The 19,610-nt window shown below is 39.2% G+C and carries 16 protein-coding genes and 2 tRNA genes; 10 read left to right on the plus strand and 8 right to left on the minus strand.

What is annotated here, in order from left to right:
- Positions 1 to 45 precede the first annotated feature (45 nt).
- Positions 46 to 231, plus strand: coding sequence for a hypothetical protein (locus BUC20_RS05870; protein ID WP_073228594.1), 186 nt, complete (start codon positions 46 to 48; stop codon positions 229 to 231).
- Between the two features lie 20 nt (positions 232 to 251).
- On the opposite strand, the gene BUC20_RS05875 is transcribed toward BUC20_RS05870, so the two are convergent.
- The 4 genes from BUC20_RS05875 to BUC20_RS05890 form a co-directional block, all read right to left on the minus strand.
- Positions 252 to 944 (minus strand): DUF421 domain-containing protein, encoded by a 693-nt coding sequence (locus BUC20_RS05875; RefSeq protein WP_073228597.1) that lies wholly within the window; start codon positions 942 to 944, stop codon positions 252 to 254.
- A gap of 63 nt (positions 945 to 1,007) precedes the next feature.
- Positions 1,008 to 1,355: a hypothetical protein gene (locus BUC20_RS05880; protein WP_143166709.1), complete on the minus strand. Its 348-nt coding sequence runs from the start codon at positions 1,353 to 1,355 to the stop codon at positions 1,008 to 1,010.
- A 186-nt stretch (positions 1,356 to 1,541) separates the two neighbouring features.
- Positions 1,542 to 3,347, minus strand: a complete 1,806-nt coding sequence (locus tag BUC20_RS05885) for an alpha-L-fucosidase (RefSeq protein ID WP_073228603.1) — start codon at positions 3,345 to 3,347, stop codon at positions 1,542 to 1,544.
- Positions 3,348 to 3,457: 110 nt separating this feature from the next.
- Entirely contained in the window at positions 3,458 to 3,979 is a 522-nt protein-coding gene (locus tag BUC20_RS05890; RefSeq protein WP_073228605.1) for a hypothetical protein, read from the minus strand.
- A gap of 102 nt (positions 3,980 to 4,081) precedes the next feature.
- Between BUC20_RS05890 and BUC20_RS05895 the strand changes: the two genes are divergently transcribed.
- Positions 4,082 to 4,435, plus strand: coding sequence for a hypothetical protein (locus BUC20_RS05895; RefSeq protein WP_073228607.1), 354 nt, complete (start codon positions 4,082 to 4,084; stop codon positions 4,433 to 4,435).
- On the opposite strand, the gene BUC20_RS05900 is transcribed toward BUC20_RS05895, so the two are convergent.
- Positions 4,432 to 5,880 (minus strand): serine hydrolase domain-containing protein, encoded by a 1,449-nt coding sequence (locus BUC20_RS05900; protein WP_073228610.1) that lies wholly within the window; start codon positions 5,878 to 5,880, stop codon positions 4,432 to 4,434. The two genes, BUC20_RS05895 and BUC20_RS05900, sit on opposite strands and share 4 nt — an antisense overlap.
- Positions 5,881 to 6,181: 301 nt before the next feature.
- Between BUC20_RS05900 and BUC20_RS05905 the strand changes: the two genes are divergently transcribed.
- The 4 genes from BUC20_RS05905 (at position 6,182) to BUC20_RS05920 (ending at position 8,447) form a co-directional block, all read left to right on the plus strand.
- Positions 6,182 to 6,257 (plus strand) — tRNA-Lys (locus BUC20_RS05905).
- 511 nt (positions 6,258 to 6,768) lie between these two features.
- Positions 6,769 to 7,194, plus strand: a complete 426-nt coding sequence (locus tag BUC20_RS05910) for a MarR family winged helix-turn-helix transcriptional regulator (RefSeq protein ID WP_073228613.1) — start codon at positions 6,769 to 6,771, stop codon at positions 7,192 to 7,194.
- A gap of 9 nt (positions 7,195 to 7,203) precedes the next feature.
- Entirely contained in the window at positions 7,204 to 7,551 is a 348-nt protein-coding gene (locus tag BUC20_RS05915) for a GIY-YIG nuclease family protein (RefSeq protein ID WP_073228615.1), read from the plus strand.
- 11 nt (positions 7,552 to 7,562) lie between these two features.
- Positions 7,563 to 8,447 (plus strand): alpha/beta fold hydrolase, encoded by an 885-nt coding sequence (locus tag BUC20_RS05920; protein WP_073228618.1) that lies wholly within the window; start codon positions 7,563 to 7,565, stop codon positions 8,445 to 8,447.
- 60 nt (positions 8,448 to 8,507) lie between these two features.
- Here the strand turns inward: BUC20_RS05920 and BUC20_RS05925 are convergent, their stop codons facing one another.
- Positions 8,508 to 9,140, minus strand: a complete 633-nt coding sequence (locus BUC20_RS05925; RefSeq protein WP_143166710.1) for a hypothetical protein — start codon at positions 9,138 to 9,140, stop codon at positions 8,508 to 8,510.
- A 503-nt stretch (positions 9,141 to 9,643) separates the two neighbouring features.
- On the opposite strand from BUC20_RS05925, the gene BUC20_RS05930 reads away from it, so the two are divergent.
- The 4 genes from BUC20_RS05930 (at position 9,644) to BUC20_RS05945 (ending at position 14,359) form a co-directional block, all read left to right on the plus strand.
- Positions 9,644 to 9,719, plus strand: a tRNA-Lys gene (locus tag BUC20_RS05930).
- A gap of 130 nt (positions 9,720 to 9,849) precedes the next feature.
- Positions 9,850 to 10,707, plus strand: a complete 858-nt coding sequence (locus tag BUC20_RS05935; RefSeq protein ID WP_073228623.1) for a sialate O-acetylesterase — start codon at positions 9,850 to 9,852, stop codon at positions 10,705 to 10,707.
- Between the two features lie 188 nt (positions 10,708 to 10,895).
- Positions 10,896 to 13,598 carry a sensor histidine kinase gene (locus tag BUC20_RS05940; RefSeq protein WP_073228625.1) on the plus strand — a complete coding sequence of 901 codons (2,703 nt, stop codon included), beginning with the start codon at positions 10,896 to 10,898 and terminating at the stop codon, positions 13,596 to 13,598.
- Entirely contained in the window at positions 13,598 to 14,359 is a 762-nt protein-coding gene (locus BUC20_RS05945; protein ID WP_073228627.1) for a LytR/AlgR family response regulator transcription factor, read from the plus strand. Before BUC20_RS05940 ends, BUC20_RS05945 begins: the two co-directional genes overlap by 1 nt.
- 58 nt (positions 14,360 to 14,417) lie before the next feature.
- Here BUC20_RS05945 and BUC20_RS05950 read toward each other — a convergent pair whose 3' ends face one another.
- Positions 14,418 to 16,127: a RagB/SusD family nutrient uptake outer membrane protein gene (locus BUC20_RS05950; RefSeq protein ID WP_073229523.1), complete on the minus strand. Its 1,710-nt coding sequence runs from the start codon at positions 16,125 to 16,127 to the stop codon at positions 14,418 to 14,420.
- Between the two features lie 13 nt (positions 16,128 to 16,140).
- On the minus strand, positions 16,141 to 19,497 hold the full coding sequence (locus tag BUC20_RS05955) for a SusC/RagA family TonB-linked outer membrane protein (RefSeq protein ID WP_200800890.1): 3,357 nt from the start codon (positions 19,495 to 19,497) through the stop codon (positions 16,141 to 16,143).
- Between the last annotated feature and the right edge of the window lie 113 nt (positions 19,498 to 19,610).

The following is a 19,610-nucleotide window of genomic DNA, read 5'->3' on the forward strand; positions in this document are numbered from 1 at the left end:
ATACACCAAACTAATCATTGAAGAAATGACCTTTAATACGTCAATATGAACAATTTTTTCAGAGGAATTATCGCGGCATGGGGTGCCAAAAAACTGGGCGGAGGATGCCTGTCGACGATCATTATATTTGTATTGATTTATACCATGCTAGGAAAGTGCAACACCACTCCGCGTACTGCTCAGCAGGGTCAGCAGGCAAGACCAGTAGCAGCAATAGCAATTGGCAGGTAAAAAGGAATTGATTCAGGTCTTTATCTGATCCTGCGGGCATTTATTGCTGCAACCCATTTCTTATGCCCGCATTTACCGCATTTACGTTCTTTCACAGGACTTATATCCAACACGTTCCCACAATGTGAGCAGGCATATTTTCCAGCCTCCCTCACCTTTTCAGTTGCTTGTTCAAAGAGCGTGGGAAGAATCGGTAATCCGTACTTTACCTTTTCATCAGGATAATAGAATATACTTAAATTGCCTGAAGTCTCCAGTATCGCAGTTTCGACCTGTCCGAGATGAGATACGCTTTGTTGACGAAGTTCAGAGAAGAATTCATCCTGTGCCAGGTTTTCTTTATTAAAGCCATTGATAGAGAACTCACCATCAATAATAAAATAGACACATTTACCTTCCACCAGGTCATCAAACTTCCTGCTTTTGGCCATCAGGTAAGTGGTAAGCCGATAGGCGGCCACAATAATGCCGAATATGACAATTGGAAACAGTAAGCCGATTTCCTTGTAGAACATGGGGTCACCGGCAGCGGAGCCAAGGCTAATGATCACCACTAGCTCAAAGACAGAGAGCTGTCTTAAACCACGTTTTCCTAAAAGCCTCAGCCCGATCAGTATAATAAAATACATCACCACTGTACGCAGGCCTATTTCCAAAAGAAAAGTCCAGTCTTCTTCGCCTATAAAAAATTTAGTCCAGTCTATTGAATGCATATTGGATTTTAAGGTGCTTTGTTTTAGCAGCCAATCCAATAACGATTGAATACGATGATTTGTTTATGAACCGATAGTTAATTCAGTGGCGGTAAGCGCAAAATAGAGGTTCTGGATCTGGTGAACGTATTGTAATTTATAGTCGAGCATAGCAATTTCACCATCCATAGGTTGAAAACTATCACTCAACACGAACTGATGACCATTTGATTTTTCTAATACATAAGTGGTTTCAAGTCCCTCTTCATATTCAAACTCGAAGCGTTCAAAGCCGAACTTAATTATCCATTCTTCTGTCAACAGAATCGGCTCCATCAATCCGGCAGAATCAATATCAGACCCATAAGGTATTTGTTCCGGATGGCCGTGATCCATTGTATAATTCCCGATTCTTAGTTCGCTCGCTTCCATAATCTGTTCTTTGCGCGCAAAACTACTAATAAACATTGTTTTATTTGCCTGTTCTTGGAGCTTCTGCTTATTTAAGAACTACTTTTAAACCCAGGAGATACAGCTAAATATAAAAATTCCCTCAAAAAGTGTTTAACTTCCTGAGGGAATTCCATTAAAGCATGCCGGACTTTCTACGTTTAGCCCTTAGATTGGCTTCAGTGTAATGCTGCTGATCTCTGGCATAAATTTACCATTGATCCCCGTTGCTTTAAGTTCCAGTCGTAGAGACGCTGCTCCTATTGCCTGCTGGGAAACCTCAATCACACCAGCTTCGACTTCTTTAAAACCACCATTGTTTTCTGATGGGAAGCCATAGTTAAGGGTATTATTTTCAAGTGTAAAAAGAAGCGTTCCTCCTGCATCCGCAGCGGCGAAATAATTAATCAGCACTTTATATTTTCCCGGTTTCTGAATCTTTAAATCCCAGTAGGCATGATCATTTTTATCCGTCCATGAAGCGATGGTATTTGGTCTGTTTGGGTCGTGAGTCGATGCGCCTTTCAGCTTCATCTTACCGCTTAGTTTCGCATTATTTGCTGTCAGTAAAATACTTCCATCCTTCAATGAACTCACTTTATTGGCGATCACAGCAGGAATACCTTTGATTTCTGTAACTACGACCATTGGTTTGGGGCCGGAGAAATCAGCAGGCAGCTGAATGGCCTTTCCACCAGCATTTGTTTTAACCACTAAAGGTTTGCCCTTATATCCTAAAATATAAGCTTTGCCAATGGCGCTGGACAGTGGCACGTCCAGCACTCCATTTGCGGGGGGATTAAAGACTTGTAAGTATAATTTTCCTGGTTTCTGGGTCGCATATCCCCAATCCAGTGAGGGAAATGGGCTTGCTGTAGTCCCATATACAGATTCATTGTTCACTTTCATCCATGTTCCGATTTCCTTCAAAATCTTTACACCTTGTTCAGGGATCTGTCCCTCTCCATCCGGACCGATATTTAATAAGAAGTTTCCTCCTTTACTTACCGTCTCCAGGAACAGGTTCATCATTTTATCATAAGATTTCCAGTTTTGATCATGAGCGCTATAGCCATAACTTTCATTCATCGTATGGCTCACCTCCCAATCCATCCCAGGTAAACCTGCTGGCGGAACATATTTTTCAGGTGTGCCAATATCTCCGTTTTTATTTTCCAGGCCTTCCCAGAAGCGATTGTTCACGATGATGCCTGGCTGCCATTTGATCAGGTCTGTGAGGATACGTTTGGTGCCCCATGCTTCGCCCTGATTATTTTTGGCACTAAAGTCTAACCATAGCACATCCATTTTACCATAATTAGTTGCCAGTTCTTTGATCTGATCGTACAGGTAATTCTTATACACCTCATGATTAGGCTGAGTTCCCGGCACACGGGGATTGTTTTTGAAAGTATGGTAAGAATCCGGATGCTGCCAATCCAGCAGGGAATAATAGGCACCCGTTTTTAAACCTGCTTTTTTGAAAGCAGCAACTGTTTCCCCATATAAGTCTCTTCCTTTCGGAGAGATATTTGTTCCACCCGTTACCGGATTGTTCAATGAATACGGAGCTTTACTGTTAAAGATGCTGAATCCTTCATGATGTCTGGAGGTAATCACCATATATTTCATACCTGCTTCTTTGGCCAATGCTGCCCATTCTTCCGGTTTGAACTTTGCCGCGGTGAACTTTGGCTTTAGCGTTTCGCTATATTCCTTACTTGGAACATTGGCCCAGGTTTCTATCCACTCGGCGTAATGCTGAGGATAGACCTTGCCATTCCAGGAGCCACCGGCTGCACTGTATAGGCCCCAGTGGACAAAGAGGCCAAAGCGGGCCTCCCTAAACCATTTCATACGCTGGTCTTTGGATTCTTCCCAACCGGGAACACCTTCATAGGGTTTCGACTCCTGAGCGAAGATGGATGTTGCTGTGCTGAACAACAGGATACAGGATAAGGTGATTTTTTTCATTTATTTGTGTGATTCAGAAATAAATCTAAATGCTTTGGATGAAATAATCAGAGATATGCTAAAATCGTTTAATGTTATGTCAGTAGCGTACAATCAATAGTTAATTTTTGCTATCCGCTTAGTCCGGCATTGTCCAGATCATTAAAAAACCTCGTGGTATACTTCGAAAAGCCCTTTATATTTAAAAGTTGATCGCGTAAGGAATGTATCTTTTTCAAATCTTTTGATTTTGTAATTACGGAAAACGCACAATGTCTGATGTTCTCTTCCTCCTCTTCGTTTGCAACTGTTTCCACACAAAAGTCAATCACATCATGAAAATTACTGAAGTTCCAGGTTAGCGCAATAAAGCCATATTCTCTGACCAATTCATCCTGCTCCGCCTTTAAGCAAGCTAAAATATCATCTTTTATAACGATCAGATCGAGGCCTTTAAAATCAGCAACTTCAATGATTTTGTAAATGTTCACCTTTATGAGGTCATAAATCTGCTCCTCTTTTAATAGTGGCAACAGGAATTCCCATTTGTGGTAGTCATCTAAAAACTCAAATTCAGCACCGATAAGGTCGGCTTTATCCTCTTCATCTGAACTGGTCTGGTACTGATAAACAAGTTGTTCCAATTCTGTCATGGTGTACGGTCTTTCCAATCGCTATAAACAAATGCGATTCTCCACCATAAAGATAGGTAAGCATTTAATAGTTAAATGGTACATTGCAACTTTTTATCAATAATGGACGATCAGATACACCCAAATTATAAACCCGCAGCCTATTTAATTTTTGCCGCAATAGCCGTTGATCTGATTAATGGATTTATTCAAAAAGGAACAAATCCGGATTTCGACATGGTTACTCTTGCAGAAGTATCTTTAATGTTCCTCACTTTTGGGTATTTTGCCTTTATTGGAAAAGACTGGATCAAATGGGTCATCCTATTGGCGACTATTCTTACCATATTCCCTATTGTGGCGGCTTTAAATCAGAAAGCGAACCAGTTGAATATACTTTACATTTCCCAATTCTTCTCCAGTCTCTTAAAATTCAGTTCATTTATTATTCTTTCTCTTGTACCAAAGAAAAATTAAAGGCTGCCCGCGAAGGTGAACTGTAAAAAAGGGGCTTTGTCTATCGCGCTGTCTTTTAGCTGAGAACCGTAGGCAATCGCTTTTGCAGTCACCTGCTGATTTACTGACTTCATTTCCAGATAATATATGCCCTGTGTGCTTATTAAGCCATATACATTTGTCCGGTTTAATGGAACTATGGTATAATGCTTGCCATCTGCAAGCATCAGATTGCCGATATTTCCTTTAAATTTCAGTTGAGCAGTCCCATTAACCGTTTTCCCATCCAGCGTGCTGCTGGTGTTAACCTCAGTCTCTATGTCTTTAACTTTATTGACCTCCTGATCGTCCATGAAAAGCTGAGCGAATAAATGTGCGGTTTCTTCTATTGAGCTCGCCCAGGAAGCATTCACCATCAATGAAATCGCCGTTTCCTGATCAGGGAACATACAAACCACCGTCCTGGCCCCTTCCATCCCCCCCGCATGTTCTATCACATTTCTTCCATAAATATCCTTACTAATTCTCCATCCAATGCCAATCTGTACGATTTCTCCGGACAACAAATGTTGCGGTTTGAACATTTGCTGAACAGTTTCCTTTTTTAAAAACCCATTGGTGTAGGCAAAGGTCAATTTTACCAGGTCTGATGGCGTGCTGATCAATCCACCCCCAGCCCACTTATAGCTAACATCTTCAGGATTGCGTTCTTCTATCAGTTGATGATCTTTAAAATCATAAAGCCTGGCCAGATTGGTATAGCTCTGATGTTTTCTAAGGTCCGGTCCGGTATTTTTCATGTTTAATGGCTTCAGCAGGTCTTTGTTCAGGTAATCCAGAAAAGCCATACCAGAGACTTTTTCCATTAAAGCAGATAATACCGTAAATCCATGAGTAGAATAGCTATATTTAGTCCCTGGAGGGCTTAATAGTTTCTGATGCGAAAACACTTTTAAAGCCTCTTCTGTTGAATTGTAGAAACGATTCTCAATTTTATCATCATCGGCATAGTGTGGCAAACCCGACAGATGGCCGGCCAGTTGAAGCGGGGTAATTGTGCGATAGCTGGGCGGCAGGTTGGGCAGGTATTTATCGATAACGGCATTCAAATCCAATTTACCCTCCTGCAGCAATTTTCCCAGTGCAGTGATGGTGATCACTTTGGCACAGGAAGCCGTTCTGAATTGTGTCTCCGGATTCACAGGGATTTTCTTTGCCACATCTGAATAACCAAATCCCTCGGCATAAACAATTTTACCCTTTTGACTTACCGCAATGGAAAGTCCTGGTATTTTAGAAACTTCCAATAGCTTATTGGCCATAATTCTGACCCTTTCTACCGGTTTTTTAACGTCTTTTGAAACAAAAGGTTCCAGCTGGAAATAAACAGCACAACTGGCAGGAGTAAATCCAAACGCTGCAGTAAAGATGAATACAGCAGCATAGATTGGGAGTAGTCTTTTCATGATTTTTCTTATTTACACTAAAATAACTGAATCACATATTGCAAAAAATTAAGTAGACGATCCGGAACTTAATGCAGACAGACGGTTATAATTGACAGACAAACATGTTTTGTGGGCATATATTATCAATCCATGCAATTCCACCAAAATAAGCTAACGCACTGACAATCTTGGCGCTTGATTTCTAAAACTCCGATTAATTGATCGAGAGCATCTTTTTTAACTTATTTTTTTCAAAATAAATATGGAAATCAAACAAAAAATGATAACTTCGCGGCCTCTTCAGTTATAAAAAGAGAATGATTCCGTAGCTCAGCTGGTAGAGCATTACACTTTTAATGTAGTGGTCCTGGGTTCGAATCCCAGCGGGATCACCAGATTTAGAATCAAAACTTATAAAAACCCTGCAAACAGTATGTTTGCAGGGTTTTTATTTTTTAAGGGGGTACCAAAACCTCCAGCGATTCGCATATAAAATTGAGCGATTCGGTGAGTAGTTTTAAAGATCCGTCCTACTCACCGAATCCGACGCCATCAACTAATGAACAGGTTGCTTAATGGGACATCTTGTAGACCTTAAGCATCAAAGCCAACTGAGGAACGAAGGCTATGTAAGGATCTGAAAATTAAAACTTACTATTTTACTGGTTAGCATCATTGAGGACTCCCCGCTAAAGGTATTCAAAGCACACGATTTGAAGTAAAGAGATTATTTTGGAATTACCATTATCAATTTTAAAATGAGATCAAAGATATTGATTTTAAGCATGTTGAATGCTCTAAATAAAACCATTACCTTCTCATACTTAAACAAAATCACAATATATATTTTGTATCAAAATAAAAAAAACTATGTTTGTAGAAACTTAACAACTCAAGTACTTTTCAATGATTAGTGAAAATTTAAATTCAGCTTTGTCTCTCATAAAAACTCAATCGATTCTTTCAAAAAAATTTGATAAGCTGAATATCCATGGTCTGGGTCTGAGTGATTTCATCATACTTTATCTTCTGAAAAACAGCCCCAACAACCAATGTCGAAGAATTGATTTGGCAGTTAGAATGGGTATTACCGCATCTGGAATTACAAGGTTACTTGCTCCGATGGAGAAAACAGGTTTAGTTGATCGCCAATCCAATACCAGGGATGCGCGGGTGAGCTATGTTGTATTGACCAAAGTTGGTGAACGGATTTATGAAGAGGCTAAAATAACCGCAGAAGAAGTTGCCGAAGAAATTTTTTCATCATTGAAAAAGAAGAATCACAGCATGCTGATGGATGTTTTAAATGATTTGATTTCAAAGTTTAATTAAAATAATACAATGGATAAACAGGCAAAAAAGAAATACAGGGAAGAATTTGAAAACAAAAAAGCAGTGATGGGGATTCTTGCGATAAGAAATAGTCAAAATGGAAAAACATTTTTAAAACCTACCCTTAATGCAGAGGCCTGGATCAATAGAACCAAGTTTATATTGAAAAACGGACAATTTGAAAATACCGAATTCCAATATGATTGGACTACTTTGGGGGAAGATCTGTTCAGCTTCGAAATGATTGAAGTATTAGAAGAAAATAAGACTCCATTTTTTGATCATCAGAAAGAATTGAGTAAAATGAAACAGGCAGTATATGAAAGCTTGTTGGAAAGAAAGATTGAACATTATTAAATTCATTAAAAATGCCAATTGCCAAGCTAAGCAAAATTGACCTCTTCTATGATATAATGGGCGCTGAGAATTCTGAAACAGTATTATTGATTTCAGGATTGGGAAGTCAAATGACGAGTTGGAGTTATTCATTTTGTCAAGAACTTGTGGACAAAGGATTTAGAGTTATCCGTTTTGACAATAGAGATTCCGGTTTATCAACTTTTATAGAATATGATATAAATGATGTGAGAGAGCTGATCGGTCTTCTTCAACAGGGAGAATATCCAAAGAATTCTTATAAATTGATGGATATGGCCAATGATGTTATTTCTCTACTGGATGAACTGAAAGTTGAAAAAGTACATGTATTTGGTCGTTCTTTAGGTGGAATTGTTTCACAAATTGTCGCATCAGATTTTCCAGAACGGGTAAAGAGTTTAACCATTATCATGTCAACTTCTTTAAATCCAACTTTACCCCAAACTAAAGCTGAAATAATGGGTTTAATGCTTCGGCCAATGCCCAGTTTTAAAGAGGAATTGAATTTATATCTGGATCAGCGACTGGAATTTGTCGAAGCCATAGCGGGAAGCCGTTTTCCAATTAAGATAGAAGAAGAAAAAGAAAATATTTTAAAAGACCTGAAAAGAGCGCCATCAGCGAATATTTTAGGTCAGATTTGTGCAATGACATTAACATCTTACGATTTAAACCAATTGCAAAAAATCAAAACACCTACTTTAGTAGTTCATGGATCGGAAGACTCCATATTTCCATTGGCCTGTGGCAAAGACATCGCCAATTCCATCCCGAATGCATGTTTTATGGAAATCGAAGGAATGGGACATTCCCTTCCTAATGACTTGAATACGGTGGTGATTGATGCATTTATGAACAATAATATAACTCATTAAGATAGATCAGACGATATGTAATGTATTTTCGTTATTGCCATACTAGCCGTTTTGGTGTTGTTAATATAACTTCTTATCGGAAAATTTAAAATCCTGTATCTTCGGTAAGGGTCTGATTAAAACCCTTTTTGTTCTTTTATTTAATATTTTTTTTGAATCCAAATGATCATCAGTTTCGGTTCTGAGGCCCGTAATTAAGTTAAATTCAGTTTTTGTAAACACAGTGTTTTCGTCAATACTGCCATCAATTGAATTTTGAGTTAATTTCTCTACATTAATCAACTCAAAATTGCCATTACGATATTTGAAATCGTAAGTAATATTTCCTCCTTTAATTTCACTCCACATTGATAAAACCCCTTTTTCAATAAAAAAATTCGGAATTTGGTATTCACTATGTTTTCCCTTTTTTTCAACAGGATATTGTGCTTCAATTATTTGGGTCGAAGACACAGCTAAAGTTAGTTTTCGTCCTTTTGGTTGAGATAGAAAAATTTGTAATCTTAATGGCCTTGTTTCATCTATTAAATCCATTTTTACCGTTATTTTGTCCATTTTACCATCATTATTTAAGTCGCCTTTTTCTTCTCTTACTTGAAAAGTATAATTGTCTTTACTTTTAATATTTTGAGCGAATAAATTCATTTGTACTGAAATCAAAATGAATACAAAGTATAGGTATATGTTTTTCATAATTTAAAGTTCATTAATTTTCCTTTTTTGAAGCTGAGAGCTAGCCGATGAATATACACAACTTATTTAAGTTGCAAATGATTGCAAGCTTTCTCCTTTTGCCAAAACGTCTAACTCCTGCCAATAATTAATTCTATTTTCCAGAATACTTATTTGCCGGCACGCGAATCATCTCTTCTGCAAGTTTTCAGGTATAAGTGTGGTTTTGCCCTGTAACCAGGCAAATCAGGAGTAAGATCCTTTTCACAGTATTAAATTATTTAAAATAGTCGTTCCCTTATTGGAATAGGAAAAAAACAGGAGATTCTGATTTGCAGAATCAGGAGTTTCAATTTATAAAACCTGGAAAATAATGGCGCGTTAAATAGCCGATAGTATTCTTTAGAGCATATAGGTGTGGTATTTGTATGCTTTTTAAATCCAGAATAAAAATTTTCATTTTTATTCTGGAGATTCAACAAAAAATGATACCTTCGCGGCCTCTTCAGTTATAAAAAGAAGATGATTCCGTAGCTCAGCTGGTAGAGCATTACACTTTTAATGTAGTGGTCCTGGGTTCGAATCCCAGCGGGATCACCAGATTCAAAATCAAAATGTATAAAGCCCTGCAATCTTACGATTGGCAGGGCTTTTGCTTTCACAGGGTTTATCAGAGTGATTGTTAGATGATGCGGATTAGAAGTATTAAAAGAAAGAACTATAAAAAATAATGATAAACTCCTTTTTGATGGTAGGTCAGTCCAATATGGCAGGCCGGGGATATTTGAACGATGTTCAACAGATCTATGATGAAAAGATCAAAGTGCTGGTAAATGGCCGCTGGCAAACAATGACAGAACCAATTAATTTTGACAGGCCCACATCAGGCATAGGACTTGCCGCGTCATTCGCGGGTGCCTGGAGATTAAAAAATGATCAGGAAGAAATTGGTTTGATACCATGTGCCGACGGTGGGACAAGCCTGGATGATTGGGCTGTCGGGGGAGCACTCTTTGAAAGCGCCGTGCTCCAGGCAAAGCTTGCCCTAAAGATCAGTAAGTTGAGCGGTATCCTATGGCATCAGGGAGAAAATGATAGTTTTGGCGGACTTTCCGCTCTTTATCACGATAAGCTGAGTATTATTGTTGATGCATTTCGCTCTCAGCTTGACGCACCAGATATTCCTTTTATTGCAGGCGGTCTGGGTGATTTTTTAAGCGGCGGCAGGTATGGTAAATATTTTACTGAGTATAACGAGGTTAATTATGCTCTTCAGAAATTCGCTGAAACAAAACCGAACTGCTACTTTGTAACAGCGAATGGATTAACGGCCAACGGGGATGGACTTCATTTTGACGCGGTATCACAGCGCAGGTTTGGAATCCGGTATTTCGAATCATTGCTCGAAAAGAAAAATATTCTGGCCCCCCTTGCCGGCGAGGATGAATTAATAGAGATTATACAGAACAGGCCTTTAACAAAAAAAGAGCAGGGTACATTGCTGGAAATTGATTTTGCCCGTGGTAAAATATCTTTAGGAGATCTGGAGAAAAAGTTGAACCTACTGAACGACCAATCGTCAAACTAATATCTTCTCTGACTTCATTCAACTACTTTACACCCTGTAACACTTTTTCTTGCCTCTTAATCATTATTTCGCAGTAATCAGCGAGATGAAATGGTATTATTGCAGAATAATAAGTCATAGAAGTCATCTACTCAGTGAGGCCAAACGAAATGGATAGCTTTAAGTTCTTTTGTTTAAATCTTAGAAACATGAAACAGAAAAAACTTTTAAGCCTTGGAATAATTTTGTTGCTCGCGCTTTCACAACTCTTCGCTCAAAAAAAGAGTGCTGCATTAACCTTCAAGTCAGGAGATTGGTTTGAAGCAGATATTCGAATTAGTAATACCGCTCATACCTTCGATTATAACTTTGATGTTAGATATGAGGTTTCAAGTAAAATGCCAAATGGAGATTTGGTTTTTAAAGTTTCCTTTGAAAGGATGAAATTAAAATATTCTGATGCAAAAAATATCTGGTTGGGTTATGATTCCTACTACCCTCCTTATTTGGAAAACAGAAAAAAAGATCTAACTAAACAGATTTACGAAATAACGGCCGATAGCCATGGTAAAATATCAAAACTGAAGTTACTATCCACCGCTCAAAAGATTCACTTCTCCTCAATTAGTGCTAAAACAAAATCTACTGCTCCAAAAACAGAATTGCCGGCCGTTAGGATTTTCCCAATTGCACATTTAAAGCAAATTTCTGAAACAATAATAAGTTCGCTGATTGAGGGTAAGAGCCTGGCTAAAACCTTAGACTTATCCAACTCCACTGAGGGCAATAACATTGCTAATGCAGTTTTCAAATCGGCCTCTTTCAAATTGCAAAAAAATGCACTTATCAAAGGTAGGATTAACAATTTAGCTAAGACCGATAGCATTTACGGAGTTAATGATGAGATTTTCAGGTTTAATAAAGATGGTTCTTTTCGCGCTGAAGTTCTGGCAGGTTTAAATTCAAGACGCAGGTTTATTTTTGGTGAGTTTGATCAATATAAAACCTTCAGTGTCCTTTTGGGCCCCTTAGATACACTGATCATTAAGGCCGATGCACGGGATTTTGACAACACCGTTTCTTTTGCTGGAAATGCAGCAGCGAAAGCCTCACTAAGTAAAGATTTGGTATCCGTTTTTAACAACCAATGGATTAATGAGCGTAGTTATCGTTCAAAATCACCAGCAGCTTTTTTAGCTTTTCAAAAACAGGGGCAAAAAGATTTTGAGGTTACCATAAACAAGTACGCGAACCATGTTTCTCCGGAAATTTTAAACCATTGCAGAGCTGATTTTAAGTACGTGCAGGCCGGGACGAAACTGATGTACCTTTCTGAATACCGTAAACAACAAAAACCGAATGTGTCTTTTGAAGACTTCCCCAAAGGATTCTTTCTAAGTATTGACACCACCTCTGTTTTAATGAGTGGTCTTGAGCGAAGTCTTTATTACGATTATTACCTGATGGCGTTAAGCTCCTATCAGAAAACAAAATTAGGCATGGTCAATGCCGATCAGTACGGCTTCTTTGCTGATTATGCAACCTCTATGGCATCTTTCGAGGGATACCCCCTATATTCTGCCATTTATGAATCATTAAAAAAAGAGCTTTACAAAAGTGAAGTGGAAAGTACAGAAAGGCTGAAAAATTATTATGAAGATTTCATCCATAACTGTGGCGATTCTATATTTACAAATCGCATCAAAGAGGTTTGGACACAAGCAAGGCAATGGTTGCCAGGAAATCCAAGCCCTGTCAGGAAACTCCTTTTACGAGACGGAAGTGCGCTTGATCTTACCGGATTTAAAGGAAAGCCTCTGGTATTAATTGTGAACAATCATAATCCTGATGTTTTAGAAGGCTATATAGATCTTATAAAAAAGCAAAATGGTAGTCAGGTTCATTTTGTTATTGCGCAAGGAACTTTCTCCACGATGAACAAAAATACCATTGATCAAAAACTGAAGGATTTGCCCAATGTTACTTATGTCGAATTAAGTGATGAGGGAAACAAACAAATGAATTTTGACCTTTATCATCTGCAGATCAAGGCATTTGCATTTACTTCAGACTTTAGAGTCATATCCAGTTACTTGTTTGATGCAGCGCCTGATGAGCATCAGGTTGTAGAGGAACTGATCAAAAAAGCAATAGATTCGGGTGTAATGACCAAAGAACAAAAGGCATCATTAATCACGACTATAGGGTGGAGCGTTTGCTCCGCTCTGCTGACTTCAATTGTCGTCTTTTCGGTGTATAGAGTAAGGATTAACAGCTTAAAGAAGAAAACTTTATTAAAAAATAAAATCAAGGATCTGGAGATCAAGGCCATACGCTCACAAATGAACCCGCATTTCATGTTCAATGCGTTGAATTCCATACAATCCCTGATTAACCATTATCAGTATAAAGAAGCCAATGTTTATCTGGAGAAATTCTCGTTGCTGATGAGAAGAGTGCTGAATAATTCGGAGAAAAGCTTCGTGACTCTTTCAGATGAGCTAGATGCAATCACACTCTATTGTGAGCTGGAGCAGCTGCGCTTTAACTTTAAATTTGAAATTGAAGTCTCCCCCGAAGTGAATACCCAGTTAATGGAAATTCCGGGTATGATCATTCAGCCGCTTGTAGAGAATTCAATTCTGCATGGTTTGGCTCAGAAGGGAGATGCAGGACGCCTTGTTATGCATATTACTTGTGATCAGAAATACCTTAAAATTGTGATCAAAGACAATGGCACTGGCTTAAAGGAAAATATAACCGAGGGCAATAAAAGCTTTGGATTAAAGCTGGTAAAAGAACGACTCATCCTGCTCAGTGCCGATGGAAATGTAGGAAACTTACATTTAAGTAGTAATTTAGGCGAAAATGAGAACGGCGTTACTGCTGTATTAACTATCCCGATAGATTAATGAGGACCTTAAAAGCGATATTAATTGACGATGAATTGAAAAGCAGAGATAACTTGCGTCAGTTATTGTTGGAATATTGCCCAAATGTAGCAATCATTGCCGAAGCGGGCTCCGCCGTTGAAGCCCTTAAATTAATTAGGGAATTAAACCCCGATTTACTTTTTCTGGATATAGAAATGGGAGAAGTTTCGGGGTTCGACTTGTTAAAATTATTGAATGGCCAGCAGAATTTTGAAGTTATTTTTGTTACCGCTTTTGACAAATATGGGATACAGGCAGTTAAAGCATGTGCTATAGATTACCTGCTTAAGCCGATTAATATTTTGGAATTGAGCAATGCAGTGGAAAAAGCAGCAATCCAGATTAATCCCAAAAAAGAAAATGAAAGGTTAAAAGAGTTGGTTGCCAATATAGACAGAGGAGATGATGAGCAGAGGATCGCTATTCCTTTATCGGATAAAATAGAGTTCTTAGCTATCCATAAAATTATTAGACTCGAGGCTGAGGGGAATTACACGCATATCTATTTAGACAATAAAAAACAATACCTGGTCTGTAAAACATTAAAGGAGTATCAGGAATTGCTTGAAAAGCATAATTTCATCAGGACACACCAGTCTCATCTGATCAACTTCCGAAAAATCTCTGCTTATGTAAAAACTGATGGTGGATACATTGCCATGGATGATGGCAGTCAGGTTCCCATATCCAGACAAAAAAGAGATGAAGTTTTACTGAGAATCATGAAAGGGAAATTTTAATAGAGAATCAGAAAGCAAACGACGAGCAGTTTGCATGACTGCCCGTCGTTTGCGGTGACTAATTAGTTGGATTTTGCGTTAATTTCCCTGGATAGGAATTAATAGCATCTTGAGGGATGTAATAAACAACCCTGAAATCGGTCGCCGATATACTTGTTGTTTGATTCTGAGGGCCGGGATATTGACGGACAAGAGACTTTCCGTTACGGAACACATCAAAACTACGCTCTGCCTGATAGGCCAGCTCTAATTGTCTTTCTTTGTCAATCAAATCACCTGCATTTGCAGCATTTAAAGTAGCATATCCACCGCCAATAATAGACCGTGTTCTGATCCTGTTTAAATCATCAAGTGCTGAGCTATAGTTTTGCAATTTAGCATAAGCCTCTGCCCTGTTCAGATACACTTCACCCAGCCTGCTGATCACCGGAGAATGCAATTGAGAATCTTCTCCTTCACGGGAACATTTTACAATATAAAATTGAGGGTAAGCACGATTTAAAGTAATCAAATAGTCTATTACCCCAGTGTAAGTTTTGCCATTTTTATAATTTATGGTATAAATGTCCTGTGCGGCATCAACCGGCGTCAGCGTGTACACATCTTTGCGTTCTTTACAGGTAACAATACCTCCGCTTCTTGTTACCGTGTCCTGAGCATAGTTCAGCGTATTTCCGTTATCATCTTTAATAAATCTGAAGACTTCGGTATAGGCACCGGCAGTACCTTTTGTATAGGTAGGCTCTATAAACGCAGCCCTGGCATCCACCATTTTATATTTCTCTGGTCTCCAGTCATTTCTGCCGGTTTCGTTTAACAGGTCAATGTATTTTGCACTGGCATACATTTCCCCCCAGCCCATTCCGCCAATATTTGAATACATTCCGCCAATACCAGAATAATGATCGTTGCCTGAAAATTCAGAGGCTACACGTTTAATGGCAAAAATTGTTTCTTTATTATTTTCAGGTGTAAAGGTATTGTATTTCATGAACTCGCCTCTCTGCAACAAGCTATATCTGGATGCGCCAATTACTTTATTTGCATAGTCTACAGCCAGCTGTGCATAAGTCCCGTTGGGATTTTCATAAGTTCCGCTCATATAAAGATAAACTCTCGAAAGGATAGCCTGAGCAGCTTCTTTAGAGGCATAAATAGGGCCTCTGTTCACTGAAATCAACTCTTCCGCCTTTTTCAGGTCCGAAATCACCTGCTCATAGGTTACCTTAACAGTTGCTCTGTCTGGTAATATTAAATCAATTACATTAGCTGGAGTACCATTAACAATTGGCACCCCTAAATTGGTCTCGGGGTTTTGATAATATGGGCGTCCATAGGCACGAACCAGATAGAAATACATCAATCCGCGAACAAAATAACATTCACCCAACTTACTATCCATGGCTGCACTTTTACCTTGTGGAATCATATTAATGATATTGGAAGCCTGTGCCACTGCTTTATAACCACTGTTCCAAAACGTGTTTAACCTGCTATTATTTGGCGTTCTGGCAAAGGAGATAAATTCATAGAATGGATCTGTAGACGAGCCTCTGATCATCATGTTGTCACCTGCATACTCTCCTAAACGGTGCATAGGATCAGACCAGGCTTTAAGCTGGCCATACACTCCGTTCAGTAAACCATCTATAGCTTCTTCAGGATTTTTATCTATTTTTTCAGATTCCATTGATCCGAAAGGCGTTCTATCAACCTTGCAGGATGACAGGGCGATTGCAACAAAAATTATAGCTAATATTTTTTTCATTTTTTTATGCTCTTTAGAATGAAACATTAAGTCCTAACATGAATTTCCTTGCCATAGGGTGAACAGCAGGGCCTGTAGAAAACAGGATCGCATTATTGTCTTCTTTAATAGGTATTTCAGGATCAACTCCCGAATATTTTGTGATCACAAATAAATTCTCTCCGGATACATACACCCTTAAATTCCTGACTTTATACTTTTTCAGATCGAAATTGTAACCCAGAGCCAGTGAACGCATTCTAAAAAAATCATTGCTTTCAAGATAACGTGAAGAGGTCGAATTTCCCTTATCCTGGTTATTGTAGCGGGCAACAGGATGGGTTGCATTGTCGCCAGGTTTCTGCCACCTGCTCCAGCCATCCATTAATCTCATCTGGTTCCTGTCTGTATATGCTCCGTCCGAATCATATTCCTGACGGGAATAATTATAGATCTTGCCTCCAAGTGAGTATCCGAATACCGCATTTAAATCAAATTTTTTCCAGGTTAAAGCAGTAGTAATACCCCCAAACAGGTCAGGCGTAGCTTTTCCCACCTTTTCCTGAGTAGCATCTGCATAAGTTGATGTTGTTGTCCTTTCTATTTCATTACCGTTTGCGTCTCTCTTAACTTTATACCACATCGGTAAACCATTATCGGGATTAACGCCTGCCCATTCCCGAAGTAAGTAAGTATCAACAGGTAAGCCAATTTCTAAAATTCTGCTGGCGGAACCTGCTAAGCCCAGTTCATCACCTATTATGATCGGTTTGGCTGAATAGCTGCCATCCAGGTTCCTGGTTTTGTAGATGTCTGTAAGCTTATTTACATTGTGGCCAAGATTTACATCCAGGCTCCATAACCAGTCTTTGGTACGGATAACATCACCACCCAATGATATTTCTATTCCTTTATTTCTCATTTTGCCCACATTTTGCCATAACCGGGTAACACCCGTTAAGCCCGAAATGGGTACATTGTACAAAATGTTATCTGTATTTTTAACATAATAGTCTATCGTTAACCGGGCCCTGTTGTCAAACGCATTCACATCCAAACCTACCCCGCTGGTATAGGTTTCTTCCCATGTCAGGTTTTTGTTGCCAATCTGGCTAATCAAAAGGCCTGGAATTCCATTATAACCGGCAGAGGGGGTAACCGAATATAAATTGTATTGAGGGTACAAGGCCGAAGGGCGGTTACCTACTGTACCATACGCGGCACGAAGTTTAAGTGTATTGATGTAACCAGCATTAAACCAACTTTCGCGGTTGATATTCCATCCACCGCTGATGGAGAAGAAATCACCATATTTTTTACCAAAATTTGAAGCACCATCCCTGCGAAGAGATACCTGTGCCAAATATTTGCCATCATACGAATAATTTGAATTAAAAAGATAAGACTGCACTGCCCATTCTTCTATTTCTCCCCTGGTCCTTTCAGGTTTTGAGACCCCTTGCAATACCTCAATGCCTGGAACAAGACCTGTTCCGTAGACATCTAATGTTTTACTTCTGAAATCATTAAACTCATAACCTGCCAGGGCGCTGACACTATGTTTTCCCCATGAATCGTTATAACGTAGGATTTGGTTGGTATAACGACGGGTATATTCAGATCTGTAATCTGTGATACGGCCGAGTACGCTTATCCCACCGTTTGAACGGGGATCGATATAACCACTGGCGGAGTACGTGTTGAACCGGTAGTTGTTAACTGAAGAGAAGGTGAATTTCTTTGATAATTTGATGTCAAAATCAAAATTACCCATAAACTCATAATTGGTATTGGCACCATGGTTCCACTGTAAATCGTACAAATAGTTCGTATTTGCACTATTTACCCATGTACTGGAACGGTGGCCTACCAGATTTCCATTGGCATCATAAGCGCTGTCCCAGGGAAGATTTGAATACATTGAAGCTACAGAATATTGTTTATCACTCACTGCACGACGGGCACCCACAATAGAAGGTTTAATGGTTAACCATTCCAAAGGCTTATAAACCGTGTTTAACCTAAAGTTGTACCGTTCGTAATCGTATCCTTTAACAGCTCCGGATTCATCATAAAGGCCAACCGACAGGAAGGATTGTAGTTTCTCAGTTCCTCCACGTAAGGAGATATTGTGATTTTGGTTAAAGCCATTTTTGGTGGCTACTTTCCACCAGTCGAAATTACTGTTGCGCAAATCTGCATTCCAGCGCGGAAAGCTAATGGTATTTGCATTGGCGAAAGAAGAGAAGTAGTCATACAGTTCGGCCCCATTCATCACTTGTAAATTCCCATTGGTAAGCTGGGTAAAGCCTGTTCTTGAAGCGATGTCTATAGTCATTTCTCCGGATTTTGCTCTCTTGGTAGTCACAATGATTACACCATTGGCACCCTGAGAACCGTAAATTGCTGTTGATGCGGCATCTTTTAATACCGTAAGGGACTCGATATCCTCTGAATTTACTTCGCCCGGACTGGAGCCTACGATTACCCCATCTATCACCCAAAGAGGACTCATGGTCCCATCCAGACTAGCCTGCCCACGGATGATCACCGCTCCTGCTGTTCCCGGTTTTCCGGAACCAGGTGCAACGAACAGACCAGGTGCTTTACCGGCAAGCATATTTTGTACGTTTGGCGAGGTAATGTTTTTTAGCTTATCTCCGCCAATTGTGTTCAAAGCTCCGGTAAGACTTTCCTTTTTCTGAACAGCGTAACCAACAACTACCAGCTCGCCCAGTAGTTCAGGTGCTTCGTTTAGGGTGATGTCTCCCAATGAAGGGCCGGTAACCGTAATTTCTCTGGAAGTAAAACCGATAGAACTTACCACTAATATTTCACCAACACTCGCCTCTATACTGAACAGTCCTGTGTTGTTGGTAGAGGTCACACGTTTGGTCCCTTTTACGGTTACTGTAGCGCCTGGAATAGGGCTGCCACCGGCATCTTTAACAGTACCCGAAACCGCTTGCCTGATCATGGTTTCATCTGCAACCCAATTTTTTCCGGGTATACTCAGAATTTTATTTACTGCAATGGTTTTGCCTTCAATATTATAGGTTAAAGACAGGTCTTTTAATACCTGCTGCAAGATGTTACGGATGGAACTTTCGTTGACATTAACGTCAATTTTTTTTAGTCCTTTAAGGTCTTCGGTCTTATAGAAAAAAGTATAATCAGACTGTTTTTCAATTGCCGTTAAAACTTCGGTAAGTTGTACAGATTTTAGATTTAACCTGATGGTTTGAGAAAAAGTTTTAGCGTTTGTAATCGTAGAGATACTAATGGTTAGTATGGTCACAACTGTCATCATCGCAAAAAAGTGGCTAAAGGCTTTTTTTTCCTTTAGGGGCGGCGACTGTTGATTTTTTCTTTGGTTAGTTTTTTGTTTCATTTGAAATATAAATTTCAGGATTAAACGATTTGTTCGTAATTGGTTTGTTGAAGCAGTTTCCTGCATGAATTGGCCGGTCAGTTTTTTCGCATAGCGTATAGTTTAGGTTTATA

It is taken from the genome of Pedobacter caeni, from assembly GCF_900129215.1.
Classification (GTDB): domain Bacteria; phylum Bacteroidota; class Bacteroidia; order Sphingobacteriales; family Sphingobacteriaceae; genus Pedobacter; species Pedobacter caeni.

Coding starts and splice junctions, on each gene's coding strand:
- BUC20_RS05920 (WP_073228618.1), top strand. CDS start 7,563: ATGCCAATTGCCAAGCTAAGCAAAATTGACCTCTTCTATGATATAATG.
- BUC20_RS05955 (WP_200800890.1), bottom strand. CDS start 19,497: ATGAAACAAAAAACTAACCAAAGAAAAAATCAACAGTCGCCGCCCCTA.
- BUC20_RS05875 (WP_073228597.1), bottom strand. CDS start 944: ATGCATTCAATAGACTGGACTAAATTTTTTATAGGCGAAGAAGACTGG.
- BUC20_RS05910 (WP_073228613.1), top strand. CDS start 6,769: ATGATTAGTGAAAATTTAAATTCAGCTTTGTCTCTCATAAAAACTCAA.
- BUC20_RS05885 (WP_073228603.1), bottom strand. CDS start 3,347: ATGAAAAAAATCACCTTATCCTGTATCCTGTTGTTCAGCACAGCAACA.
- BUC20_RS05940 (WP_073228625.1), top strand. CDS start 10,896: ATGAAACAGAAAAAACTTTTAAGCCTTGGAATAATTTTGTTGCTCGCG.
- BUC20_RS05900 (WP_073228610.1), bottom strand. CDS start 5,880: ATGAAAAGACTACTCCCAATCTATGCTGCTGTATTCATCTTTACTGCA.
- BUC20_RS05935 (WP_073228623.1), top strand. CDS start 9,850: ATGATAAACTCCTTTTTGATGGTAGGTCAGTCCAATATGGCAGGCCGG.
- BUC20_RS05890 (WP_073228605.1), bottom strand. CDS start 3,979: ATGACAGAATTGGAACAACTTGTTTATCAGTACCAGACCAGTTCAGAT.
- BUC20_RS05915 (WP_073228615.1), top strand. CDS start 7,204: ATGGATAAACAGGCAAAAAAGAAATACAGGGAAGAATTTGAAAACAAA.
- BUC20_RS05950 (WP_073229523.1), bottom strand. CDS start 16,127: ATGAAAAAAATATTAGCTATAATTTTTGTTGCAATCGCCCTGTCATCC.
- BUC20_RS05895 (WP_073228607.1), top strand. CDS start 4,082: ATGGACGATCAGATACACCCAAATTATAAACCCGCAGCCTATTTAATT.
- BUC20_RS05945 (WP_073228627.1), top strand. CDS start 13,598: ATGAGGACCTTAAAAGCGATATTAATTGACGATGAATTGAAAAGCAGA.
- BUC20_RS05880 (WP_143166709.1), bottom strand. CDS start 1,355: ATGGAAGCGAGCGAACTAAGAATCGGGAATTATACAATGGATCACGGC.
- BUC20_RS05925 (WP_143166710.1), bottom strand. CDS start 9,140: ATGAAAAACATATACCTATACTTTGTATTCATTTTGATTTCAGTACAA.
- BUC20_RS05870 (WP_073228594.1), top strand. CDS start 46: ATGAACAATTTTTTCAGAGGAATTATCGCGGCATGGGGTGCCAAAAAA.